The organism is Clostridiales bacterium (genome assembly GCA_025757645.1).
In the GTDB taxonomy this organism is placed as follows: Bacteria; Bacillota; Clostridia; order Oscillospirales; family Oscillospiraceae; genus CAG-103.
On record CP107216.1, the window covers coordinates 772,206 to 790,424 of the forward strand.

Annotated in this window: 16 protein-coding genes and 2 pseudogenes; all 18 read right to left on the bottom strand. The window is 66.1% G+C overall.

What is annotated here, in order from left to right:
- Positions 1 to 19: 19 nt before the first annotated feature.
- Positions 20 to 637 carry a nucleotide exchange factor GrpE gene (gene grpE / locus OGM61_03600; protein UYI85168.1) on the bottom strand — a complete coding sequence of 206 codons (618 nt, stop codon included), beginning with the start codon at positions 635 to 637 and terminating at the stop codon, positions 20 to 22.
- A complete protein-coding gene (gene hrcA, locus OGM61_03605) occupies positions 579 to 1,715 on the bottom strand; it encodes a heat-inducible transcriptional repressor HrcA (protein UYI85169.1) in 1,137 nt (378 codons plus the stop codon). The genes grpE and hrcA overlap by 59 nt, the downstream gene beginning before the upstream one ends.
- Positions 1,716 to 2,045: 330 nt before the next feature.
- Positions 2,046 to 3,314: an RNA polymerase sigma factor RpoD gene (gene rpoD, locus OGM61_03610; GenBank protein ID UYI85170.1), complete on the bottom strand. Its 1,269-nt coding sequence runs from the start codon at positions 3,312 to 3,314 to the stop codon at positions 2,046 to 2,048.
- Positions 3,295 to 5,064 carry a DNA primase gene (gene dnaG / locus OGM61_03615; GenBank protein UYI85171.1) on the bottom strand — a complete coding sequence of 590 codons (1,770 nt, stop codon included), beginning with the start codon at positions 5,062 to 5,064 and terminating at the stop codon, positions 3,295 to 3,297. The genes rpoD and dnaG overlap by 20 nt, the downstream gene beginning before the upstream one ends.
- Positions 5,065 to 5,106: 42 nt before the next feature.
- The gene (locus OGM61_03620) at positions 5,107 to 6,120 is read right to left on the bottom strand and encodes a deoxyguanosinetriphosphate triphosphohydrolase (protein ID UYI85560.1); all 1,014 of its coding nucleotides are present in this window, start codon (positions 6,118 to 6,120) and stop codon (positions 5,107 to 5,109) included.
- Between the two features lie 544 nt (positions 6,121 to 6,664).
- Positions 6,665 to 7,303: an IMPACT family protein gene (locus tag OGM61_03625; GenBank protein ID UYI85172.1), complete on the bottom strand. Its 639-nt coding sequence runs from the start codon at positions 7,301 to 7,303 to the stop codon at positions 6,665 to 6,667.
- Between the two features lies 1 nt (position 7,304).
- A complete protein-coding gene (gene hflX, locus OGM61_03630; protein UYI85173.1) occupies positions 7,305 to 8,585 on the bottom strand; it encodes a GTPase HflX in 1,281 nt (426 codons plus the stop codon).
- Between the two features lie 362 nt (positions 8,586 to 8,947).
- Positions 8,948 to 9,892, bottom strand: a complete 945-nt coding sequence (locus OGM61_03635) for a DMT family transporter (protein UYI85174.1) — start codon at positions 9,890 to 9,892, stop codon at positions 8,948 to 8,950.
- Between the two features lie 5 nt (positions 9,893 to 9,897).
- Complete coding sequence (locus tag OGM61_03640; GenBank protein UYI85175.1) at positions 9,898 to 10,830, bottom strand: MBL fold metallo-hydrolase; 933 nt, start codon at positions 10,828 to 10,830, stop codon at positions 9,898 to 9,900.
- Between the two features lie 330 nt (positions 10,831 to 11,160).
- Positions 11,161 to 11,577: an ATP synthase F1 subunit epsilon gene (atpC, locus tag OGM61_03645; protein UYI85176.1), complete on the bottom strand. Its 417-nt coding sequence runs from the start codon at positions 11,575 to 11,577 to the stop codon at positions 11,161 to 11,163.
- Between the two features lie 8 nt (positions 11,578 to 11,585).
- Entirely contained in the window at positions 11,586 to 12,974 is a 1,389-nt protein-coding gene (gene atpD, locus OGM61_03650) for a F0F1 ATP synthase subunit beta (protein UYI85177.1), read from the bottom strand.
- 40 nt (positions 12,975 to 13,014) lie between these two features.
- The gene (atpG, locus tag OGM61_03655; protein ID UYI85178.1) at positions 13,015 to 13,887 is read right to left on the bottom strand and encodes an ATP synthase F1 subunit gamma; all 873 of its coding nucleotides are present in this window, start codon (positions 13,885 to 13,887) and stop codon (positions 13,015 to 13,017) included.
- A gap of 40 nt (positions 13,888 to 13,927) precedes the next feature.
- Positions 13,928 to 15,361: pseudogene (gene atpA, locus OGM61_03660) on the bottom strand (F0F1 ATP synthase subunit alpha).
- Positions 15,362 to 15,517: 156 nt separating this feature from the next.
- Positions 15,518 to 16,174: pseudogene (locus tag OGM61_03665) on the bottom strand (F0F1 ATP synthase subunit delta).
- Positions 16,175 to 16,212: 38 nt separating this feature from the next.
- Positions 16,213 to 16,692, bottom strand: coding sequence for a hypothetical protein (locus tag OGM61_03670; protein UYI85179.1), 480 nt, complete (start codon positions 16,690 to 16,692; stop codon positions 16,213 to 16,215).
- A 28-nt stretch (positions 16,693 to 16,720) separates the two neighbouring features.
- Positions 16,721 to 16,951 (bottom strand): ATP synthase F0 subunit C, encoded by a 231-nt coding sequence (gene atpE, locus OGM61_03675; GenBank protein UYI85180.1) that lies wholly within the window; start codon positions 16,949 to 16,951, stop codon positions 16,721 to 16,723.
- Between the two features lie 70 nt (positions 16,952 to 17,021).
- The gene (gene atpB / locus OGM61_03680) at positions 17,022 to 17,684 is read right to left on the bottom strand and encodes a F0F1 ATP synthase subunit A (protein UYI85181.1); all 663 of its coding nucleotides are present in this window, start codon (positions 17,682 to 17,684) and stop codon (positions 17,022 to 17,024) included.
- Positions 17,677 to 18,099, bottom strand: a complete 423-nt coding sequence (locus tag OGM61_03685) for a hypothetical protein (protein ID UYI85182.1) — start codon at positions 18,097 to 18,099, stop codon at positions 17,677 to 17,679. The genes atpB and OGM61_03685 overlap by 8 nt, the downstream gene beginning before the upstream one ends.
- Positions 18,100 to 18,219: the final 120 nt, after the last annotated feature.

The window sequence follows — 18,219 nt, forward strand, 5'->3', positions numbered from 1 at the left end:
TATACGAATTTATATGGGATCAGTTTGCGACTTTCACGACGGAATACCGCAGCACGCGGTCGCCGATGCAAAAGCCCTTTTCAAACTCCTCCACGACAACGCCCTCGCCGTAAGCATCATCCTCGATGTGCATGACGGCGTTGTGGCGGTTGGCGTCAAATGGTTGGCCGACGGCTTCGATCGCCGTCACACCGAGCTGATTGAGCGCGGTGTTGTACTGGTTCATGATCCCCTCAAGGCCCTTGCGGGCGGGATCGTCTGCCGGGGTCTGCGCCAGAGCGCGGGACAGACTGTCGTACACCGGCAGGAACTTTTTGAGCGTGTCGCAGCGGACGTCCGCGTAGATCGCTTCGCGCTCGCGGGTGCTGCGGCGGCGGTAGTTGTCATATTCGGCGAGCAGGCGGAGGTACTTGTCTTTCTCCGCCGCGAGATCGGCTTCGATCTCTTTTTTCGTCTCTTTCTTTTCTTTGGATTCTTTTTCTTTTTTGGCTTCCTTCTTGTCGGCCTTTTTTTCGGCCTTCTTGACCGGGGCCTCTTCGGTCTCTTCGGTCTTGGCGGCCGTGTCGGCCTTTACGTCTTCAGCAGCCGGAGCCGTTTCCGGCGCCGTCTGCTTCGGGTCGTTCGTTTTCGTGCTCATCTGTATCGTCTCCCTTAATGATCAGCTTGTTGTCCAGCCCGGGGGGCGGAAGCGTGCCGCCGCCGAGCAGCTTGGAAAGGCCGGCCGCAATGAAGCTGAGCTTCGCGGCGACCTTGGAATAGTCCATGCGCGTCGGGCCGACCACACCGATCAGACCGCGCATATTTTCGCCCGCGTCATACGTTGCGAGCACGACGCTGCTGTCGCGCAGCTCCTCGGCCACATTTTCCGGGCCGATGAGCACGCGCACCTCATTGTCGCCGCCGAGCTGTTCCATCGGGATGTCGAGCAGGTTGCTGCCGTCGGACAGGTAGCTCATGAGGCGGTGCGCCTTGTCAGGGTCGCGGAACTCCGGCTGGTGCAGCAGCTGCGACTCGCCGACGAGGTACGTCTGCGCGGCGCCCGCGCCCGTGAGTACCTCGATGGCGAAGGCCGCGATCACGGCCGTGATGCCGAGGTTGTCCTGCGCGGCGCGCTCCGCCGAGCGGATCAGCACCGGGGTGATGTCGCTCTCGTGGATGCCCGTGAAGTGGGCGTTGAAGACGGTGGCCAGCTTCTGGATCATGCTCTGCTCGGCCGAGACCGGCAGGTGCACGAGCTTATTTTTCACCGTGTCGTCGCTCAGGAGCAGCACGATGATGAAGCTGTTCGCGTCGAGATAAATGAGGTCGAAGCGGCGGATCGTCACGCCGGCGCTCGTCGTGAGCGTCACGGCGGGGTAGTTCGTCAGCTGCGAGGCGAGACGGCTCGCGTCCGTCATGAGCTCGCCGCGCTGGTGGCGGCCCGTCAGGCTCTGCGTGATGGCCTGCGTCTCTTCGGCGGTGAGGTCCTTGTGCTCCATGAGCTCGTTGACGTACATCCGGTAGCCGAGCGGGGTGGGCACGCGGCCCGCCGACGTGTGCGGCTGCTCGAGATAGCCCATGGCGACCAGCTCCGCAAGCTCGTTGCGGATCGTGGCCGAGGAACAGCCGAGGTCCGCGCTCGCGGCGATGGCCTTTGAGCCGACCGGCTCCGCCGTGCGGATGTATTCCTCGATGACCGCGGCAAGTATTTTCTTTTTGCGGCTGCTGATGTCCATGATCTCCTCCGCTGGCACTCGGAGCTGCCGACTGTTGGCACTCCTGACCTTCGAGTGCTAATTTACACCCGGCCGGTCGGAAAGTCAAGGCCTTTTCCTATATTATTGATAGATTGTTCATAATTATTTTTCCGACTGTTTCGGGGTGGGGAAATGGGCGGTTTTGCGGCGGCAAAACCGGGCGCGGGACGGCATCAACGCACCGCCGGCGGCGCTGAGATTTTTGGGCAGGCTGGATCGCTTTCTCTGCAGGAAGGTCTGGACGCACAGAAAAAATCCGGGCGCGGCGGGCTGACCCGCCGCGCCCGGAGGGCGCTGTTCTATCCGGACTCAGTTCAGGAAATCGCGCAGCTTCTTGCTGCGGCTGGGGTGGCGGAGCTTGCGCAGGGCCTTCGCCTCGATCTGGCGGATGCGCTCGCGCGTGACGTTGAACTCCTTGCCGACCTCCTCGAGCGTGCGGGTGCGGCCGTCGACGATGCCGAAGCGCAGCTCGAGCACCTTCTTCTCGCGCGGGGTGAGCGTGTCGAGCACCTCCATGAGCTGCTCCTTGAGCAGCGAGAAGCTCGCCGCCTCGCTCGGCTCGGAGGCGTCCTCGTCGGGGATAAAGTCGCCGAGGTGGGAGTCCTCCTCCTCGCCGATCGGCGTCTCGAGCGAGACCGGCTCCTGCGCGATCTTGAGAATGTCGCGCACCTTGTCGACCGGCATGTTCATCTCCGCCGCGATCTCCTCGGCGCTCGGGTCGTGGCCGAGCTCCTGCAGGAGCTGACGGGAGACGCGGATGACCTTGTTGATCGTCTCGACCATGTGCACGGGGATGCGGATGGTGCGCGCCTGGTCGGCGATGGCGCGGGTGATGGCCTGCCGGATCCACCACGTGGCGTAGGTGGAGAACTTGTAGCCCTTTGTGTAGTCGAACTTTTCGACGGCCTTGATCAGGCCGAGGTTGCCTTCCTGGATGAGGTCGAGAAACAGCATGCCGCGGCCGACATAGCGCTTGGCGATCGACACGACCAGACGCAGGTTTGCCTCCTCCATGCGGTGCTTGGCCTCCGCGTCGCCCTCGGCCATGCGCTTGGCCAGTTCCTGCTCCTCCTCCGGGGTGAGCAGCGGCACTTTGCCGATCTCCTTGAGGTACATGCGCACCGGGTCGTCGGTCGAGAACGTGTCGGCCATGGCCTCGGTCTCGTTCATCTCTTCCTCGGTGACTTCCTCGATCTCCTGGAGCTCCTCGAGCTCAGGCAGCGCGTCCTCGTCCACCGGGGGCAGCGCGTCGTCGCTGAGCACGTCGATGTTCAGGCTCTCGAGCCGGTCATAGAACTTTTCCGTCTCCTCGCTCGAGAGGTTCATGTCCTCGAGCACCATGAGATCCTTGCTCGAGAGTTTGCCCGCCTTTTTGCCCTTTTCCACGAGCTCGTTGAGCTTTTCTTCCGTGGTCTTTTCCGATTCCGGCTTTTCGGCTACGGGCTTGTCCTCCGCGGGCTCGTCCGCGGCGGGAGCGGCTTTGGTTTCCGCCTGCTTGGCGTCGTCGGCTGCGAGCAGCGCGTCGGCCATGGCGTCGAGTTCTTCAGCCGAGAGGTTGTTAAGTTCTTTCTGTTCCATCTTTACCACCATACCCTTTATGTTCTTTGAGTTGCTTTGCAAAGGCCAGCAGGTCTGCCTCCGACGACGCTGCGCCGGCGGTGGCCTGGGTCTGTAGGATGCTTATGTAGTCGTCGAGCGCGCGCGCACCGTTTGCCAGTTCCGCCGGCTGCTGGATGATGCCGGTCAGCAGGGCCAGCTCGTCCGGGCTCAGCTCGCCCGAGAGCGCCGCGATCTGCACCGTGCCCGTGCCGCCGTGGGCGAGCAGGACGGTGTAAATGTGCCGCAGCTCCGGCGAGGAAAACTGCGCCGCGTCCGGCACGTTCGCCCGGCCCCGGAACAGGCCGGGGTCGAGATACAATAATTTAATGATGCCCTGTTCGGCGGCCGCCGAGCGGGGATTGTCGAAGCGGATGCTCCGCCCGGGCGGCTGCATCGCCGTCGCGGGGCGCAGCAGGTCGCGCTCGCGCTCCTTGCGCGCGCGGCTGAGCCGCCGCTTGCGCTGGCGCTGCACCTCGTCGGTCACGACTGCGGCGGGCATGCCCGCCGTCTCCGCGACGCGCATGGCGTACACCTCGCGCTCGACGCTGCCGAGCAGCTCGGCCACCACGCCCGCCGCCTCCTTGACGAAGGCCACGCGCTGCTCGTCGACCTGGAGGTCGTATTTTCGCTGCACCGCGCCGAGCCGGTAGTCGATGTGGTTTTCCGACTGTTCGAGCAGGTTTCGGAATGCGTCCGCGCCGAAGGTCTTGATATATTCGTCGGGGTCTTTCGCCCCCTGCATCTGCAGGACGCGCACGCGCACCTCGAGCTTTTCGAGGATGCCGATCGCGCGCTGCGACGCCTTTTGCCCCGCGCCGTCGTTGTCGTAGGCGATGACGATCTCGCTCGTGTAGCGCGAGAGAAGCCGCGCCTGCTCCGGCGTGAGCGACGTGCCGAGCGAGGCGACCGCGCTGTCAAACCCCGCCTGATGCAGGCTCGCCACGTCGATGTTGCCCTCTGCCAGTATGATATACCCGCATTTCGACTTTTTAGCCAAATTGAGCGCAAACAAATTGTGGCTCTTGCTGAAAACGATGGTTTCCGGGCTGTTCATGTACTTGGGTTCTCCGTCGCCGAGGATGCGCCCGGAGAAGCCGATGACGTTGCCGCGCACGTCGATGACCGGGAACATGAGCCGGTTGCGGAACGTGTCGTACACGCCGCCGGAGCGGCCGTGGCGCACGAGCCCGCCGTCAAACAGCTCCTGCTCGGAGTAGCCGAGCGCCTTCATCGCGCGCACGAGGCTGTCCCACGTGTCGGGCGCGAAGCCCAGGCCGAAGCGCGTCACGGTCTGCGCCGTGAGCTGCCGGCGGGCGAGATAGTCCCGCGCCGGCTGGCCGGCCGGGGTCTTGAGCTGCGCGTGGAAAAAGCGCGCCGCGTCCCGGTTGAGCGCGAGCAGGCGCTGGCGCTTTTTCGCGCCGGGGTCGTCCGACTGCTCGGGCAGCTGCATGCCCGCGCGGTTGGCCAGAAACGCTACCGCCTCCGGGAACGAGAGGTTCTCGATCTCCATGATGAAGCTGATGACGCTGCCGCCCTTTCCGCAGCCGAAGCAGTGGTAGATCTGCTTATCCGGCGAGACGGAAAACGACGGCGTTTTTTCGCTGTGAAACGGGCAGAGCCCGAAGAGGTTCGACCCGCTCTTTTTCGTCAGGCGCACGTAGCCGCTCACAACATCGACAATGTCGTTGCGCTCGGCGAGCTCCTGCAGAAAGGATTCCGGAAAGGCCACGTGCGTCACCTTCTTTCTGTGGTTTCCGTTGTATGTACTTCCTTATTTAATGGTCCAGGCGGCGGGGATGAACAGTTCCGAATACACCTCCAGCGCATAGCTGTCGGTCATGCCGGACACATAGTCGCACACCGCGCGCTGCGGCCCTTCGTCGTCCGCGATGGACTGATAGACCACCGGGAGCTCGTCAATGTGGTTGACATAATATTCCCAGATGCTCCCGAGGATATTCTGCACCTTGCGCTCCTCGCCCTTGGCGATGGGGTTGTAGTACACGCCCTCGTACATGAAGGTCGTGAACACGTCCACGGCCTCGCGCATATCGGGCGACATGCGCAGCTCGCCGTCGCCGCTGTGGGCGATGATGTCCGTGAGGATGGAGTTGATGCGCACGCTGTTGCGCTCGCCCACGCGCTCGCGCACGATGGCGGGCACGTCCTCCGGCTGCACGATGCCGCCGCGCATGGCGTCGTCGAGGTCGTGATTGATGTAGGCCACGCGGTCGGCCAGGCGCACGACGTCGGCCTCGAGCGTGCCGCGCGGCTGCCCGGTCGTGTGGTTGAGGATGCCGATGCGCGTCTCGTTGCAGAGGTTCAGGCCGCGGCCGTCGCGCTCGATGCGGTCGACGACGCGCATGCTCTGCTCATAGTGCCGGAAGCCGACGCCGGTATAGATCGCGTTGAGCGCGCGCTCTCCCGCGTGGCCGAACGGCGTGTGGCCGAGGTCGTGCCCGAGACTGATGGCCTCGGTGAGATCTTCGTTGAGTTCGAGCGCGCGGGCGATCGTGCGCGCGAGCCGCGCGACCTCGAGCGTGTGCGTCAGGCGCGTGCGGTAATGGTCGCCCTCCGGGCGCAGGAACACCTGCGTCTTGTGTTTCAGGCGGCGGAACGATTTCGAGTGCGTGATGCGGTCGACGTCGCGCTGGAAGCACGTGCGCATCTCACACGGCGGCTCGGGCGTCGGGCGGCCGGTGGACTGCGTGCTCAGCAGGCCGTGCGGGCCGATGAGCAGCGCCTCGGCGGCCTCGCGTTTTTCTCTTGGGCAGGGCACAGGGATCCCTCCATTTCCACATAAAATCCATGGTTGCGGCCGGAGCGCCTTGCGCCATTTCCGGCTGCAATACTCTGATACGACATTGCCGTGCATTTCCCTCTTTTTTTTGAAAAAATGCAGAAAAAAAGTTTCCAAATCGAGTGCCAATTTTTTCACGATCGTTTTTGGCCTGCAAGCGCGGTAAAGATCCGCAGAAAATGGATGCGGATAGATATTCGTCAAGCAGAATGTTTATGCAATATTTTGGCTGGGATTCCGTGTGCGTTCGACGCGCACCTCATCCGTCGCGGCGTGGCTGCCGCGATGCCTTCCCCTCAAGGGGGAGGCATCGCCAGAGGGCGATGCAGGATTTCATCCGAGGCGGGCCTTGTCCCCTCGGGCTTCCCCGCGGCTCAAATATTTCAAAACCGTCGATCATTCGCGCCGCAAGGGGGAAGGCAAAAGGTGCGCAGCGGCACGAAAGCCCTCCCGATTTGGGAGGGCTTTGCGATACTTATATACGCCTATACTCCGGCGTGCGGCGCGCACAGGTATTGTGCACACGCGCTCACAAGCCCGCGCCGGCGAGGGGGACGGCGCGCTCCGTCTCGCCGACGGGGCGCACGGCGCAGCGGCCGGCGGTCAGGTCGCGCACCTGCGCGGCAAAGGCCTCGCCGGCTTCCTCCGGCAGCAGGGCGCAGACCGTCACGGCGGCGGCATACTGCGTCTCCTGCACGACGCCGCCGAGCGCGGCGACGGCCGCGCGCACCGGCTCATAGAGCGCGTAGGGCGTGCTGACCTCGCAGGCGAGCCAGCGGCGCACCTCCGAGATGCCGGCGTCGGCGAGGGCATCGGCCGCGGCGGCGGTATATGCCCGCAGCAGGCCGCCCGTGCCGAGCAGCACGCCGCCGAAGTAGCGCGTGACGACGCAGACAACGTTCGTCACACCCGCGCGGCGGAACACCTCCAGCATTGGGATGCCGGCCGTGCCCTGCGGCTCGCCGTCGTCGGAGTAGCGTTCGGTGCCGTCGCGCAGCAGGTAGCACCAGCAGTTGTGCCGCGCGTCGTGATACTGCTTTTTGCACGCGGCGATGATTGTACGCGCCTCGTCCTCGGAGCCGACCGGCCGCACGAGGCCCAGAAAGCGCGAGCGTTTGTCCACGTACTCCGACGCGCCGGATTTCGTGGGAATGCGGTAGCTGTCCATATTACCCCTCCTCGCCCGCGATGACGAACGGCTCGAACCGCGTCCACTGCTCCGGGTGGATGATGACCTCGAGCGCGATGCCGTCGTCGCGGTAGTCGGTGTGCAGCACGGCACAGTCGCGGTGCAGCGTTTCGAGCAGCGCGCCCTGCGCATACGGCAGCAGCAGCGTCACATGGTGGTCGGCCCGGCCGAGGATGGCGCGCACGCACTCGGTCAGCTCTGCCGCACCCTCACCGCTGCGGGCCGAGATGCACACGATGTTTTCCCCGTGCGGCAGGATGCCGAGATAGGCATCGCACTTATTGAACACGCGGATGCACGGCGTCTGCGCCGCGCCAAGCTGGTCGATGAGCCGGTCGACGACCTCCGCCTGCGCCTCCCACTCGGGGTTCGAGAGGTCGATCACGTGCAGGAGCACGTCGGCATACGTCAGCTCCTCGAGCGTGGCCTTGAACGCCTCGACCAGGTGCGTCGGCAGCTTGCGGATGAAGCCGACCGTGTCCGAGAGCAGCACCTCCTGCGCGGCGTCGATGCGCCAGCGGCGGGTCGTGGTGTCGAGCGTGTCGAACAGGCGGTCGTTGGCCGGGATGTCCGACCCCGTCAGGCAGTTGAGCAGTGTGGATTTTCCGGCGTTCGTGTAGCCGACGAGGGCCACGACCGGCAGGGCGTTTTTCTCGCGGCGGCGGCGCTGCGTGCGGCGGATCTTGCGCACGTCCTCGAGTTCGGCCTGCAGCTTCTGGATCTTGCGGCGGATGTGGCGGCGGTCGGTCTCAAGCTGCGTTTCGCCCGGGCCGCGCGTGCCGATCGGCGACGAGCCGCCGGAGGCCGTCTGCCGTACGAGGTGCGTCCACATACCGGTCAGGCGCGGCAGAAGGTACTGGTACTGCGCCAGCTCCACCTGCAGCTGGCCCTCGCGCGTCTGGGCGCGCTGGGCGAAGATGTCGAGGATCAGGCCCGAGCGGTCGAGCACGCGCACGCCGAGTTCCTCCTCCAGCACGCGCATCTGCGACGGGGAGAGCTCATTGTCAAACACCGCGAGGTCGCAGTCGTTGGCGACGATGCGTTCGTGCAGCTCCGCCACCTTGCCCTCGCCGAGGAAGGTGCGCGGGTCGGGCGTGGGCTTATTCTGCAGCAGCGTCACGACGGGCTGGCCGCCGGCTGTCTCCACGAGCGCGGCCAGCTCGGCAAGGGAAATGTCCGTTGAGCGCTCGCGTTCGTCCATGCTCGCCGCGGCGAGACCAGCCAGCGCGGCGCGTTCGATCTTCTGTTTGGTAGATTGCATAGGGGTCATCCTTTGAAATGAATATTTATCGGGTTTGCGGCCGGAAATGCCCGGCGCGGCGGGGCGCTTGTGTCACGGGTACGGTGTGTGTACGTCACGTGGCACCGTACCATACCGTACAGTACCGTACCGTACCACACCGTGTCTTACCCTGCAGCAGGAACACACGGCAAAGCATATCTTACCCTGTCTCTCTCAAAGAAAGCCAGGGGGAAAGAAAGCCGCTGTGGGAAACCAGCGAAAATGTGGAAAACTATGTGGAAAGATTGTGGAAAACTAGAATTATGCAAAATCAGCAATTCTCGCTTGACAAGTAATGCAAAAGCATACTAGACTGGAAGTGGGGCAAACGACCGGCCTGCTCACGACGAGGGCAGCGGCTCGGCCGTTTCGGAAGCGTCCGGCAGTGCCGGCGCGGCGAAGCGCTGCACGCCCCAGATGCCGACGAGGATGGCGGCCGAGGCCGCGGCGCTGACCCAGCCGAACGGCTCGTGCAGGAGGAGCACTCCGGCGAGCACGGATACGACGGTCGAGAAGTTGATGAGCGCTGCGGTGCGCGCGACGGGCAGCACCTCCAGCGCCCGGTTGAGCGCGAGGTAGGACAGCACCGAGGCCACGACGCTCAAAAACACGATGGCGAGCGCAAACGGCGCGTGCGTCATCGGCAGCACGACGGCGCTCAGGTCGTGCCGGTGCTCGAGCACGGACAGCACCCCGAACGCGGCGGCGTCCATGCCGCAGGTGATGTACGTGCACTCAAAGGCGGTGAAGCTGCCGGAACAGGCGCGGCAGGCCACCATGTAGCCCGCGCCGGCAAAGACCGTGCCGAGCAGGATGAGAAAGCCGAGAAAGCTGCCCGCGTCGATGCCGGTGGCGTAGACGGCCAGCACGATCACCCCCGCGACGGAGAGGACCGAGAACACGACCTGCCGCCACGTGGCCTTTTCGTGCAGGAAGATCGCCCCGTAGACGAGCGAGCACAGCGGAATGAGCGCGACCATGACGCCGGAAAACGACGTGCTCGTGAGCTTGAGGCCATACTGCTCGCAGGGGAAGTAGAGCACGGGCTCGAACAGGCCCGCCAGCAGCACGGGCCAGAGCTTCCGAGAGCGAAAGCGCACGGGGAAGCGTCCCGTCAGGCGCAGCAGGTTCAGCACCAGGAATGCCAGCGCGAAGCGCCAGAACAGCAGCACGAACGGCGTGCCGTAGTCCTGCGCGATGCGCGAGGCGAGGAACGTGAAGCCCCAGATGAAATACGTGAACGCGGCGAGCCAGAACGCGCCCGCCGCCGAGAGGGTGCGGTGCAAGGGGATCAGCCTTCTTTCTCGGTGGTGAAGGTGAGGTCGACCCCATCGGAGCGGCAGACGATCGTGCCGTTAAGGTCCGTGCGGTAGACGGTCACGTCCGCGTCGCGCAGGCGGCTGAGCGTGTCGTCGTGCGGGTGGCCGTACTCATTGTCCGCGCCGCAGCTGATGACGGCGTACTTCGGCTGCGCCTCGTACAGCAGGCGGTAGCCCGTGGAGGTGCGGCTGCCGTGGTGGCCGGCCTTGATGACGTCGCAGCGGACGTCCTCGCCCGCGTCAAGCACGTCCGTCTCGCTCTCGTACTCGGCGTCGCCGGTGAAGAGGAAGGCGTTGCTGCCGTAGTCCACGCGCAGGATGAGGCTCTGGTTATTGATGTCGCTGTAGTGCTTTTGCGGGCCGAGGACGGTCACGGTCGCGCTGCCGAGGGAGAACGTGTCGCCCACGTTCGGCACGGTGATGGCGAGGTTTGCCGTTTCGGCCGCGCGCATGACGCGCTGGAACGCGCCGTTGCTGCTCGAGGTGACGGAGCTGTAGAGCGTGCGCACCGGGAAGGCCGCGATGACGGCCTTCATGCCGCCGCAGTGGTCGGCGTGCGCGTGCGTGCAGACGAGGTAGTCGATGGCCGTCACGCCGTGCTGCTTGAGGTAGGCCGTGATCTTGTTGGCCTGGTTGCCCTCGGCCGCGTCGATGAGCATGACCTGCCCGTCGCACTGCAGCAGCGTACAGTCGCCCTGGCCGACGTCGAGATACGTCACGGTCAGCCCGTCGCCGGGCATGGCCGTCGCGGTGACGCCGGGCGCAGCCGTGGCGCTCGGGTCGGCGGCTGCGTGGTCGCGGCCGTAGCCGAACCACGTGGCGAGGACCGCGATGATGAGCGCGAGCACGATGGTGATCAGATGATTTTTGGCCTGCGAATTGCGGCCGCGAGTGGGTTGGGCCATGGGTCACATCTCCTGTTTGATGATAAAAGCGTGGGGGTGTCGGCAACCCCTCCGTCACGGCGCAAAGCGCCGCGCCACCTCCCCTTGCACAGGGGAGGCCAGGACTGCGCGCACCTGCGGCGGCGTGCGTTGTGCTCTGACTGCATACCGCCACCTCCGCTCCGAACCGGCGTGCCCCCCGTTTCCTGCGCTGGGAATGCCCGCGTCGGGCGGGGAACGCAAAAATGTCTGCGTAAGCGAATACGCAGACATTTTCTCATATCCCAGGTGAAATTGCAACCCCGCGGCTGTCCGCTGCATGGGACAGTGCGGGGGCTTCCGGCCGGGTTTTTATCCGTTTTCGCGCCAGAGTTTTACCGCGCGGATGCGCGCGTGGGCACGCGCGCGGGCCGCCTCGGCCGTGGAGACGTTCATCTCCATGCCGCGCACCTCCAGATCCGACTCGGCCCGGCGCAGCGCCGCCTCGGCGCGGGGCAGGTCAATGTCCGGCGCGGGCTCGGCCGTGCGGGCGAGCACGGTCACGGTGTTGGTGGCGACGTTCACCGTGCCGGGGCTCACGGCGCAGTAGTGCTCCGCGCCGCCGGAAGTATAGCGCACGACGCCGCTCACGAGCGCGCCGAGCAGCGGCGCGTGGCCCGGCAGGATGCCGGCCTCCCCGTCGGCGAGGGGGAGCGTGACCTGTTGGGCCTGCGTGTCCACGGCCGCGCCGCCGGCCGTGACGATCTCCAGATGCAGTGTGTCCGCCATGGCGCACCTCACTGCAGCGCGTCGCGCTTGCGCAGCACGTCGTCGATCGAGCCGCAGAACAAAAACGCCTGCTCGGGAATGTCGTCGCACTCGCCGCCGAGGATGGCCTCGAAGCCGCGGATGGTCTCGTCGAGCGGGACGTACTTGCCGGCCATGCCCGTGAAGTTTTCCGCCACGTGGAACGGCTGCGACAAAAAGCGCTGGATGCGCCGCGCGCGGTTGACGGCGGCCTTGTCCTCCACGCTCAGCTCGTCCATGCCGAGCACGGCGATGATGTCCTGCAGGTCCTTATACTTTTGCAGCACGCGCTGCACGGCGCGCGCGGTGTCATAGTGCCGGCGGCCGAGAATGTCCGGCTCGAGGATGCGCGAGGTCGAGCCGAGCGGATCGACGGCCGGGTAGATGCCCAGCTCCGAGATGCTGCGGTCGAGCACGGTCGTGGCGTCGAGGTGGGCAAAGGTCGTGGCCGGGGCAGGGTCGGTCAGGTCGTCGGCGGGGACGTAGATCGCCTGCACGCTCGTGACCGAGCCGTTGCGCGTGGAGGTGATGCGCTCCTGCAGCTTGCCCATCTCGGTGGCGAGCGTGGGCTGATAGCCGACGGCGGAGGGCATGCGCCCGAGCAGGGCCGACACCTCGCTGCCCGCCTGCGTGAAGCGGAAGATGTTGTCGATGAACAGCAGCACATCCTGCCCGGACTCGTCGCGGAAGTTTTCCGCGATCGTCAGGCCCGAGAGCGGCACACGCAGACGCGCGCCGGGCGGCTCGTTCATCTGGCCGAAGACGAGCGCCGTCTTGCTGATGACGCCGGATTCGTTCATCTCGTTCCAGAGGTCGTTGCCCTCGCGCGAGCGCTCGCCCACGCCGGCAAAGACGGAGTAGCCGCCGTGCTCGTAGGCGATGTTGCGGATCAGCTCCATGATGAGCACGGTCTTGCCGACGCCTGCGCCGCCGAACAGACCGATCTTGCCGCCCTTGGCATAGGGCGCGAGCAGGTCGACGACCTTGATGCCGGTCTCGAGCAGTTCGGTCGCGGGGGCGATGTCCGTGAAGGCCGGGGCCTCGCGGTGGATGGGCAGATATTCCGTGGCGTTGACGGGGCCTTTGCCGTCGATCGGCTCGCCGATGACGTTGAACATGCGGCCGAGCGTCGCCTCGCCGACGGGCATTTTCACGCTCGTGCCGGTGTCCACGGCGACGCAGCCGCGCTGCAGCCCGTCGGTGGAAAAGAGCGAGATGCAGCGCACCGCATTGTCGCCGAGCTGCTGCACCGCCTCCATGACGATGCGGCGCTGGCCGGCGTGCACCTCGATGGCGTTGTTGATCTCCGGCAGCTTTCCGGCCGGGAACTGCACGTCCACCACCGGGCCGATGACCCTTTTGACGATACCGTTTTCCATACGTTCTCCCTTCGTGGGACGCGGCGCTGCCGCCGCGGTGTTAGTCCGATTTGTCCGATTTTTTCAGCGCGGCGCTGCCGCCGACGATCTCGGAGATCTCCGTCGTGATCGCGGCCTGACGCGCGCGGTTGAACTCCAGATTCAGGTCCTCGATGAGCTCCGCCGTCGAGTCCGTGGCGGCGGTCATCGCGGTCATGCGCGCGGCGTGCTCGCCCACGCGGGCCTCGAGCATCACGGCGTAGACCGTGTTGTTCAGGTACAGCTCGAGCACGTTGTCGAGCACGGTCTGCGCGTCCGGCACGAACAGATAGTTGTTGTTCGCGGCGGGCGCGTCGGCCTCCGGCGCGGCGGGCAGCAGCTGCCGGTGCGTCGGCGTCTGGTGCAGCACGGAGTCAAAGTGCTGGTAGACGAGGTGGATCTCGTCCGCCTCGCCGGTGCGGTAGAGGTTTTTGAGTTCCTCGGCGATCTCGAGCGCCTCGGCCATGGTGGGCGTGTCGCTCAGGTCGGAGAAGATCTGCCGCACGGGCAGGTCGGTGCCCGCGAGCACGTCGCGCCCCCAGCGGCCGCACACGATCACGGAGCAGGGGCGCGCCTCGGCGCGCACGAGCCCCTCGAGGTGGCGCAGCAGCAGCTGGTTATACGCTCCGCACAGCCCGCGGTTGCCCCAGAAGACCACGTAGCACACGCGGCCGACGTGCCGCCGGGGCGTGAGATACGGGTGCTCAAAGTTCGCGTCGCCGGCGAGCAGGGCGTTGAGCACGGCCTGACTCTTGTCCGCGAACAGGCGCACGCCCGCAAGGCTCGTCTGCGTCTTGCGCAGCTTCGACACCGCGATCATCTTCATCGTGCGGGTGATCTGCTGCGTGCTGTTCACGCTGCGGATGCGCGCGCGGATCTTATGCAGGTTCGTCAAGGGGCGTCAACTCCTTTCTGCCGGCGGCGGGGATGATGGTTCATAGATTCTTCAGGGTCTCGGCGGCAAGCTCGCGCAGGCGCTCGAGCGCCTCGGGCGGGAGCTTTTTGCCGCTGTGCACAAGCGCGTGCAGCTCCGGATACGTCCGGTGGATGCGCGCGAGCAGGGCGTCGGCGTAGCGCGGCACGTCCTCGACGGCGATCGTGTCCGTGTACCCCTCGCCGGCGGCGAAGAGCACAGCGACCTGATCGGCCGCGTCCATGGGCGCGTACTGCGGCTGTTTCAGCAGCTCGGTCATGCGGCTGCCGCGCGCGAGCGTGTCGCGCGTGGCCTTGTCGAGATCGGAGCCGAACTGCGCGAACGACGCCAGCTCCCGGTACTGCGCCAGATCCATGCGCAGCCGGCCGGCGACCTGCTTCATCGCGCCGAGCTGCGCCGCGCCGCCGACACGCGACACGGACAGGCCCACGTTGATGGCCGGGCGCACACCGGCATGGAACAGATCCGTTTCGAGGAAGATCTGCCCGTCGGTGATGGAGATGACATTCGTCGGGATATAGGCCGAGATATCGCCCGCCTGCGTCTCGATGATGGGCAGGGCGGTCATGCTGCCGCCGCCGGCTTCTTCGCTCAGGCGCGCGGCGCGCTCGAGCAGGCGGGAGTGCAGGTAAAACACGTCGCCGGGGTAGGCCTCGCGTCCGGGCGGACGCTGCAGCAGCAGGGAAATTTCACGGTAGGCCACGGCCTGCTTCGACAGGTCGTCGTAGACGATGAGCACGTCGCGCCCGCGGTACATGAAGTACTCGCCGATGGCGGCGCCCGCGTAGGGCGCGATGTAGAGCATGGGCGCGGTCTCGGATGCGTGCGCGCACACGACGGTGGTGTAGGCCATGGCGCCGCGGTCGCGCAGTTTCTGCACGACGCCCGCGACGGTCGATTCCTTCTGGCCGATGGCGACGTAGATGCACAGCACGCCGGTGTCCTTCTGGTTGAGGATGGCGTCGATGGCGATGGCGGTCTTGCCGGTCTGGCGGTCGCCGATGATGAGCTCGCGCTGGCCGCGGCCGATGGGCACGAGCGCGTCGATGGCCTTGATGCCGGTCTGCAGCGGGACGCTCACGCCCTTGCGCGCGATGACGCCGGGCGCGGGGCTCTCGATGGCGCGGCGCTCCGTCGTGCGGATCGGGCCGAGACCGTCGATCGGCCGGCCGAGCGCGTCGACGACGCGGCCGGTCATTTCTTCGCCCACGGGCACGGACATGATCTGCCCCGTGCGGCGCACGCGGTCGCCCTCCTGCAGGTGGCCGTAGGGCCCGAGCAGGACGACGCCGATGTCCTCGCGGCCGAGGTCCATGACCATGCCGCGCAGCGTGCCGTCAAAGGCCAGCAGCTCGCCGGCCATGGCGTCGGCCAGACCGCGGATGCGGCAGATGCCGTCCGACAGGCTCGTGACGACGCCGGACTGGAACACGTCGATGCCGACGTGCGTGTCCGCGAGCTTGGCGCGGATGCAGTCAGCGAGGTCGGGCGTTTCCTGCGTGGTGTGCAGGACGCTGTTGGCCGCGTCCTGCTCGAGCAGGTCGAGCGCGTGGCGCAGCGTGCCGTCATAGTGCGTGTCGCCGATGCGCAGGCACACGCCGCCGATCAGCTCCGGGCGCACGGTCGTCATGACGGTGACGTGGCCGTAGGCGCGCGTGAGCGCGTCGGTGAGCGCGTCGAGCGCGGCGGCGCTCAGGGGCTCTGCCGATTCGACCGTCACGGTCAGCGTGCCGGTCTCGGCGAGGGCGAGCGCGTCGCTCGGCTGGGTGGTCAGGTGCTCGCCGATGTGGGCGAGAAAGTCGTCAACGAGACTCGCGCGCGCGGGTGCGAACGCATCCTGCGCCAGCACGCCGGCGGCGGCCGCCGTGATGCGGCCGATGGCCGCGTCGCTCACGCGGTCTTCCATGTCGCTGCGCAGCTGCGCCTCGGTCTGCTGCGCGCTGCGGCGCACGGCCTCGGCCTGACGGGCGGTCTCGGCGTCGGCGGCCGCGGTGTTGGCCGCGGCCTGACGCTGCGCGTCCGCAAGCTGGCACTGCGCCTGCGCGTCGGCCGCCTGCTGCGCCTCGGCAATGTCCTCGGCGGTGTGGCGGGCCTGATCCTGCGCGTCGGCCGCGCGGCCGAGCGCCTCGGCAATGCGCTCTTTCCGGTCGCGGAAGAGCTTGCGGATGCGCTTGCGCGTCAGGAAAAACAGCGCGCCTGCCAGCAGCAGGAAGTTGAAGACGGGGCCGATGGCTCTCAGAAATTCCATGGCGTCGGCGCCCCCTTTCGATTCATTTCATTCATGGTTCAGCCCTCATGCGCGGGGGCGACCCATTGGCGGATCTGCGCGGCATTGCGCTCGGCTGCGTCGCTGCCGAGCAGCCCGCCGGTCAGTGCCGTGACGAGCTCGGGCAGTTTCGCGTCCACGGCGGCGGCCGCGGCGGTCTCTTCGTCGCGCACACGCGCCCGCATGGCGCGCGTGGCCTGCGCGGCCTCCTGGTGCGCGCTCTGCAGCGCCTGGGCGCGCGCGCGCTCGGCCGCGCTCTTGGCCTCGGCCAGCAGCGCGTCCGCCGCGGCGGCCTGTTTGCGCTGCGCCTCGCTGCGTACGCGCGCGGCCGCGTCGAGCTGCTGCTGGGCGGTGCGCCCGGCGTTGAGCCCGTCCTGAATGCGCGCGTCGCGCGCGGCCATGAACGACACCAGCGGGTCAAACAGCAGCTTTTTCAAAACCACCAGCAGCACGAAAAAGCAGATCACCGTCCAGATCAGTTCGGAGATGTTGATGCTCAAAGCGTGTGCCTCCCTTGTTCCGGGCTTCTCAGCCGAGCTTGCCGATCAGCAGAAACGCGATCAGCAGGCCGTAGATCGTCAGCGATTCGAGCAGGCCCATGGCGATGATCATGTTCGAGCGGATGGTGCCGGCGGCCTCGGGCTGGCGCGCGATGGCGTCCATGGCGTGGGCGGCGGCCAGACCCTGGCCGATGCCGGGGCCGATGGTGCTGATGGCGATGGCGAGCGCGGCGGCGATCGCAATGATTCCGGTTGACATAACTCTTTTCCTCCTAATGTTTCTTAACGATCGAATCTTCTTTCCTTGCGTGGTTATGGGATGCAGGGCGTCACTCCTCGATGGCTTCCTCGATATAGATCGACAGCAGCATCGTGAACACGACGGCCTGGATCAGGCAGAACAGCAGGCTCAGCACCTGCATGAGCAGCGGCAGCACGAGTGGGAAGAGGTTGCCGAGCTCGTGCGTGACCATTTCCTCGCCGTAGAGGTTGCCGTACAGTCGCAGCGCGAGGGAAAACGGCCGCACGATCTGCTCGATGAGGTTGAGCGGCAGCATGAGCAGGAAGGGCTTGATGAAGCTCTTGAGATAGCCCTTGAGCCCGCGGCGCTGGATGCCGACGGTGTGCGTCATGCAGAAGGCGATGATGGCCAGGCCCGCCGTGACGGACAGCGTGGCCGTCGGCACGGTGAACACCTGCCCCGCGCCGGGCAGCAGCCCGATGTAGTTGGACACGACGATGAAGATGAAAAACGTCGCCATCATCGGGAAGTAGCGCCGGGCATTGGCCGGGCCGAGGATGCCGCCGTAGAAGCCCTGCAGCTTTTCGACGGCCATTTCGGCGGCGTTTTGCAGCGGGCCGGGCACGTCGCGCAGCCTGCGCGTGGCCAGCCACGACAGCAGCGCCAGCACGGCGATGATGACCCACATGGTCACGACCGCGCCGGTCACTTCCAGCGGGCCGATGGAAAACAGTACATTCGTCTCACCCATTGGTGTCGTCCCTCCGTTCGTCCGCCGGGTCAGTGTCCGGCGTGGATTCCTGCGCAGCGTCTTCGGGCAGCTCGGCCGTCTCCGCGTCCGGCACTTCCACGCCCTCGGCGGGGATGGTGTCGTCCATTTTCCGCGCGAGGATCCACACGCCGGCGATGCTGCCGCCCGACAGGCCGACGGCCGTGCCGATGAGCGTGCCGGCCAGGGGCAGCGGCACGACCTTGCGCAGCAGGTACACGAGCACGAGCGCGGCGAGGTTGATGACCTGCCGCAGGCCGCTGGTGCCCATGACGGTGGCCTGGCTCTGCTTGGCGCGCTGCAGGCTGCGGCGCGTCAGCAGCGTGTTGCCGGCGGCCACGAGCAGGCCGAACACCAGTCCGGCCACGCCGCCGAGCAGATATTGTCCGATCGACATTTGCTGTCCCTCCCGATCTGCGGAAAACCCCGGCAATGCCGGGGCAATTTCTTAGCGAAAACTTAGCGGATACTTAACAGTATTCTACTATATCATGATGACGAAAAATTGCCAATACCT

Bases quoted from the DNA above. Each gene is read 5' to 3' on its own strand.
- grpE (UYI85168.1), bottom strand. From the start codon at position 637: ATGAGCACGAAAACGAACGACCCGAAGCAGACGGCGCCGGAAACGGCT.
- hrcA (UYI85169.1), bottom strand. From the start codon at position 1,715: ATGGACATCAGCAGCCGCAAAAAGAAAATACTTGCCGCGGTCATCGAG.
- rpoD (UYI85170.1), bottom strand. From the start codon at position 3,314: ATGGAACAGAAAGAACTTAACAACCTCTCGGCTGAAGAACTCGACGCC.
- OGM61_03625 (UYI85172.1), bottom strand. From the start codon at position 7,303: ATGGACAGCTACCGCATTCCCACGAAATCCGGCGCGTCGGAGTACGTG.
- hflX (UYI85173.1), bottom strand. From the start codon at position 8,585: ATGCAATCTACCAAACAGAAGATCGAACGCGCCGCGCTGGCTGGTCTC.
- OGM61_03640 (UYI85175.1), bottom strand. From the start codon at position 10,830: ATGGCCCAACCCACTCGCGGCCGCAATTCGCAGGCCAAAAATCATCTG.
- atpC (UYI85176.1), bottom strand. From the start codon at position 11,577: ATGGCGGACACACTGCATCTGGAGATCGTCACGGCCGGCGGCGCGGCC.
- atpD (UYI85177.1), bottom strand. From the start codon at position 12,974: ATGGAAAACGGTATCGTCAAAAGGGTCATCGGCCCGGTGGTGGACGTG.
- atpE (UYI85180.1), bottom strand. From the start codon at position 16,951: ATGTCAACCGGAATCATTGCGATCGCCGCCGCGCTCGCCATCGCCATC.
- atpB (UYI85181.1), bottom strand. From the start codon at position 17,684: ATGGGTGAGACGAATGTACTGTTTTCCATCGGCCCGCTGGAAGTGACC.
- OGM61_03685 (UYI85182.1), bottom strand. From the start codon at position 18,099: ATGTCGATCGGACAATATCTGCTCGGCGGCGTGGCCGGACTGGTGTTC.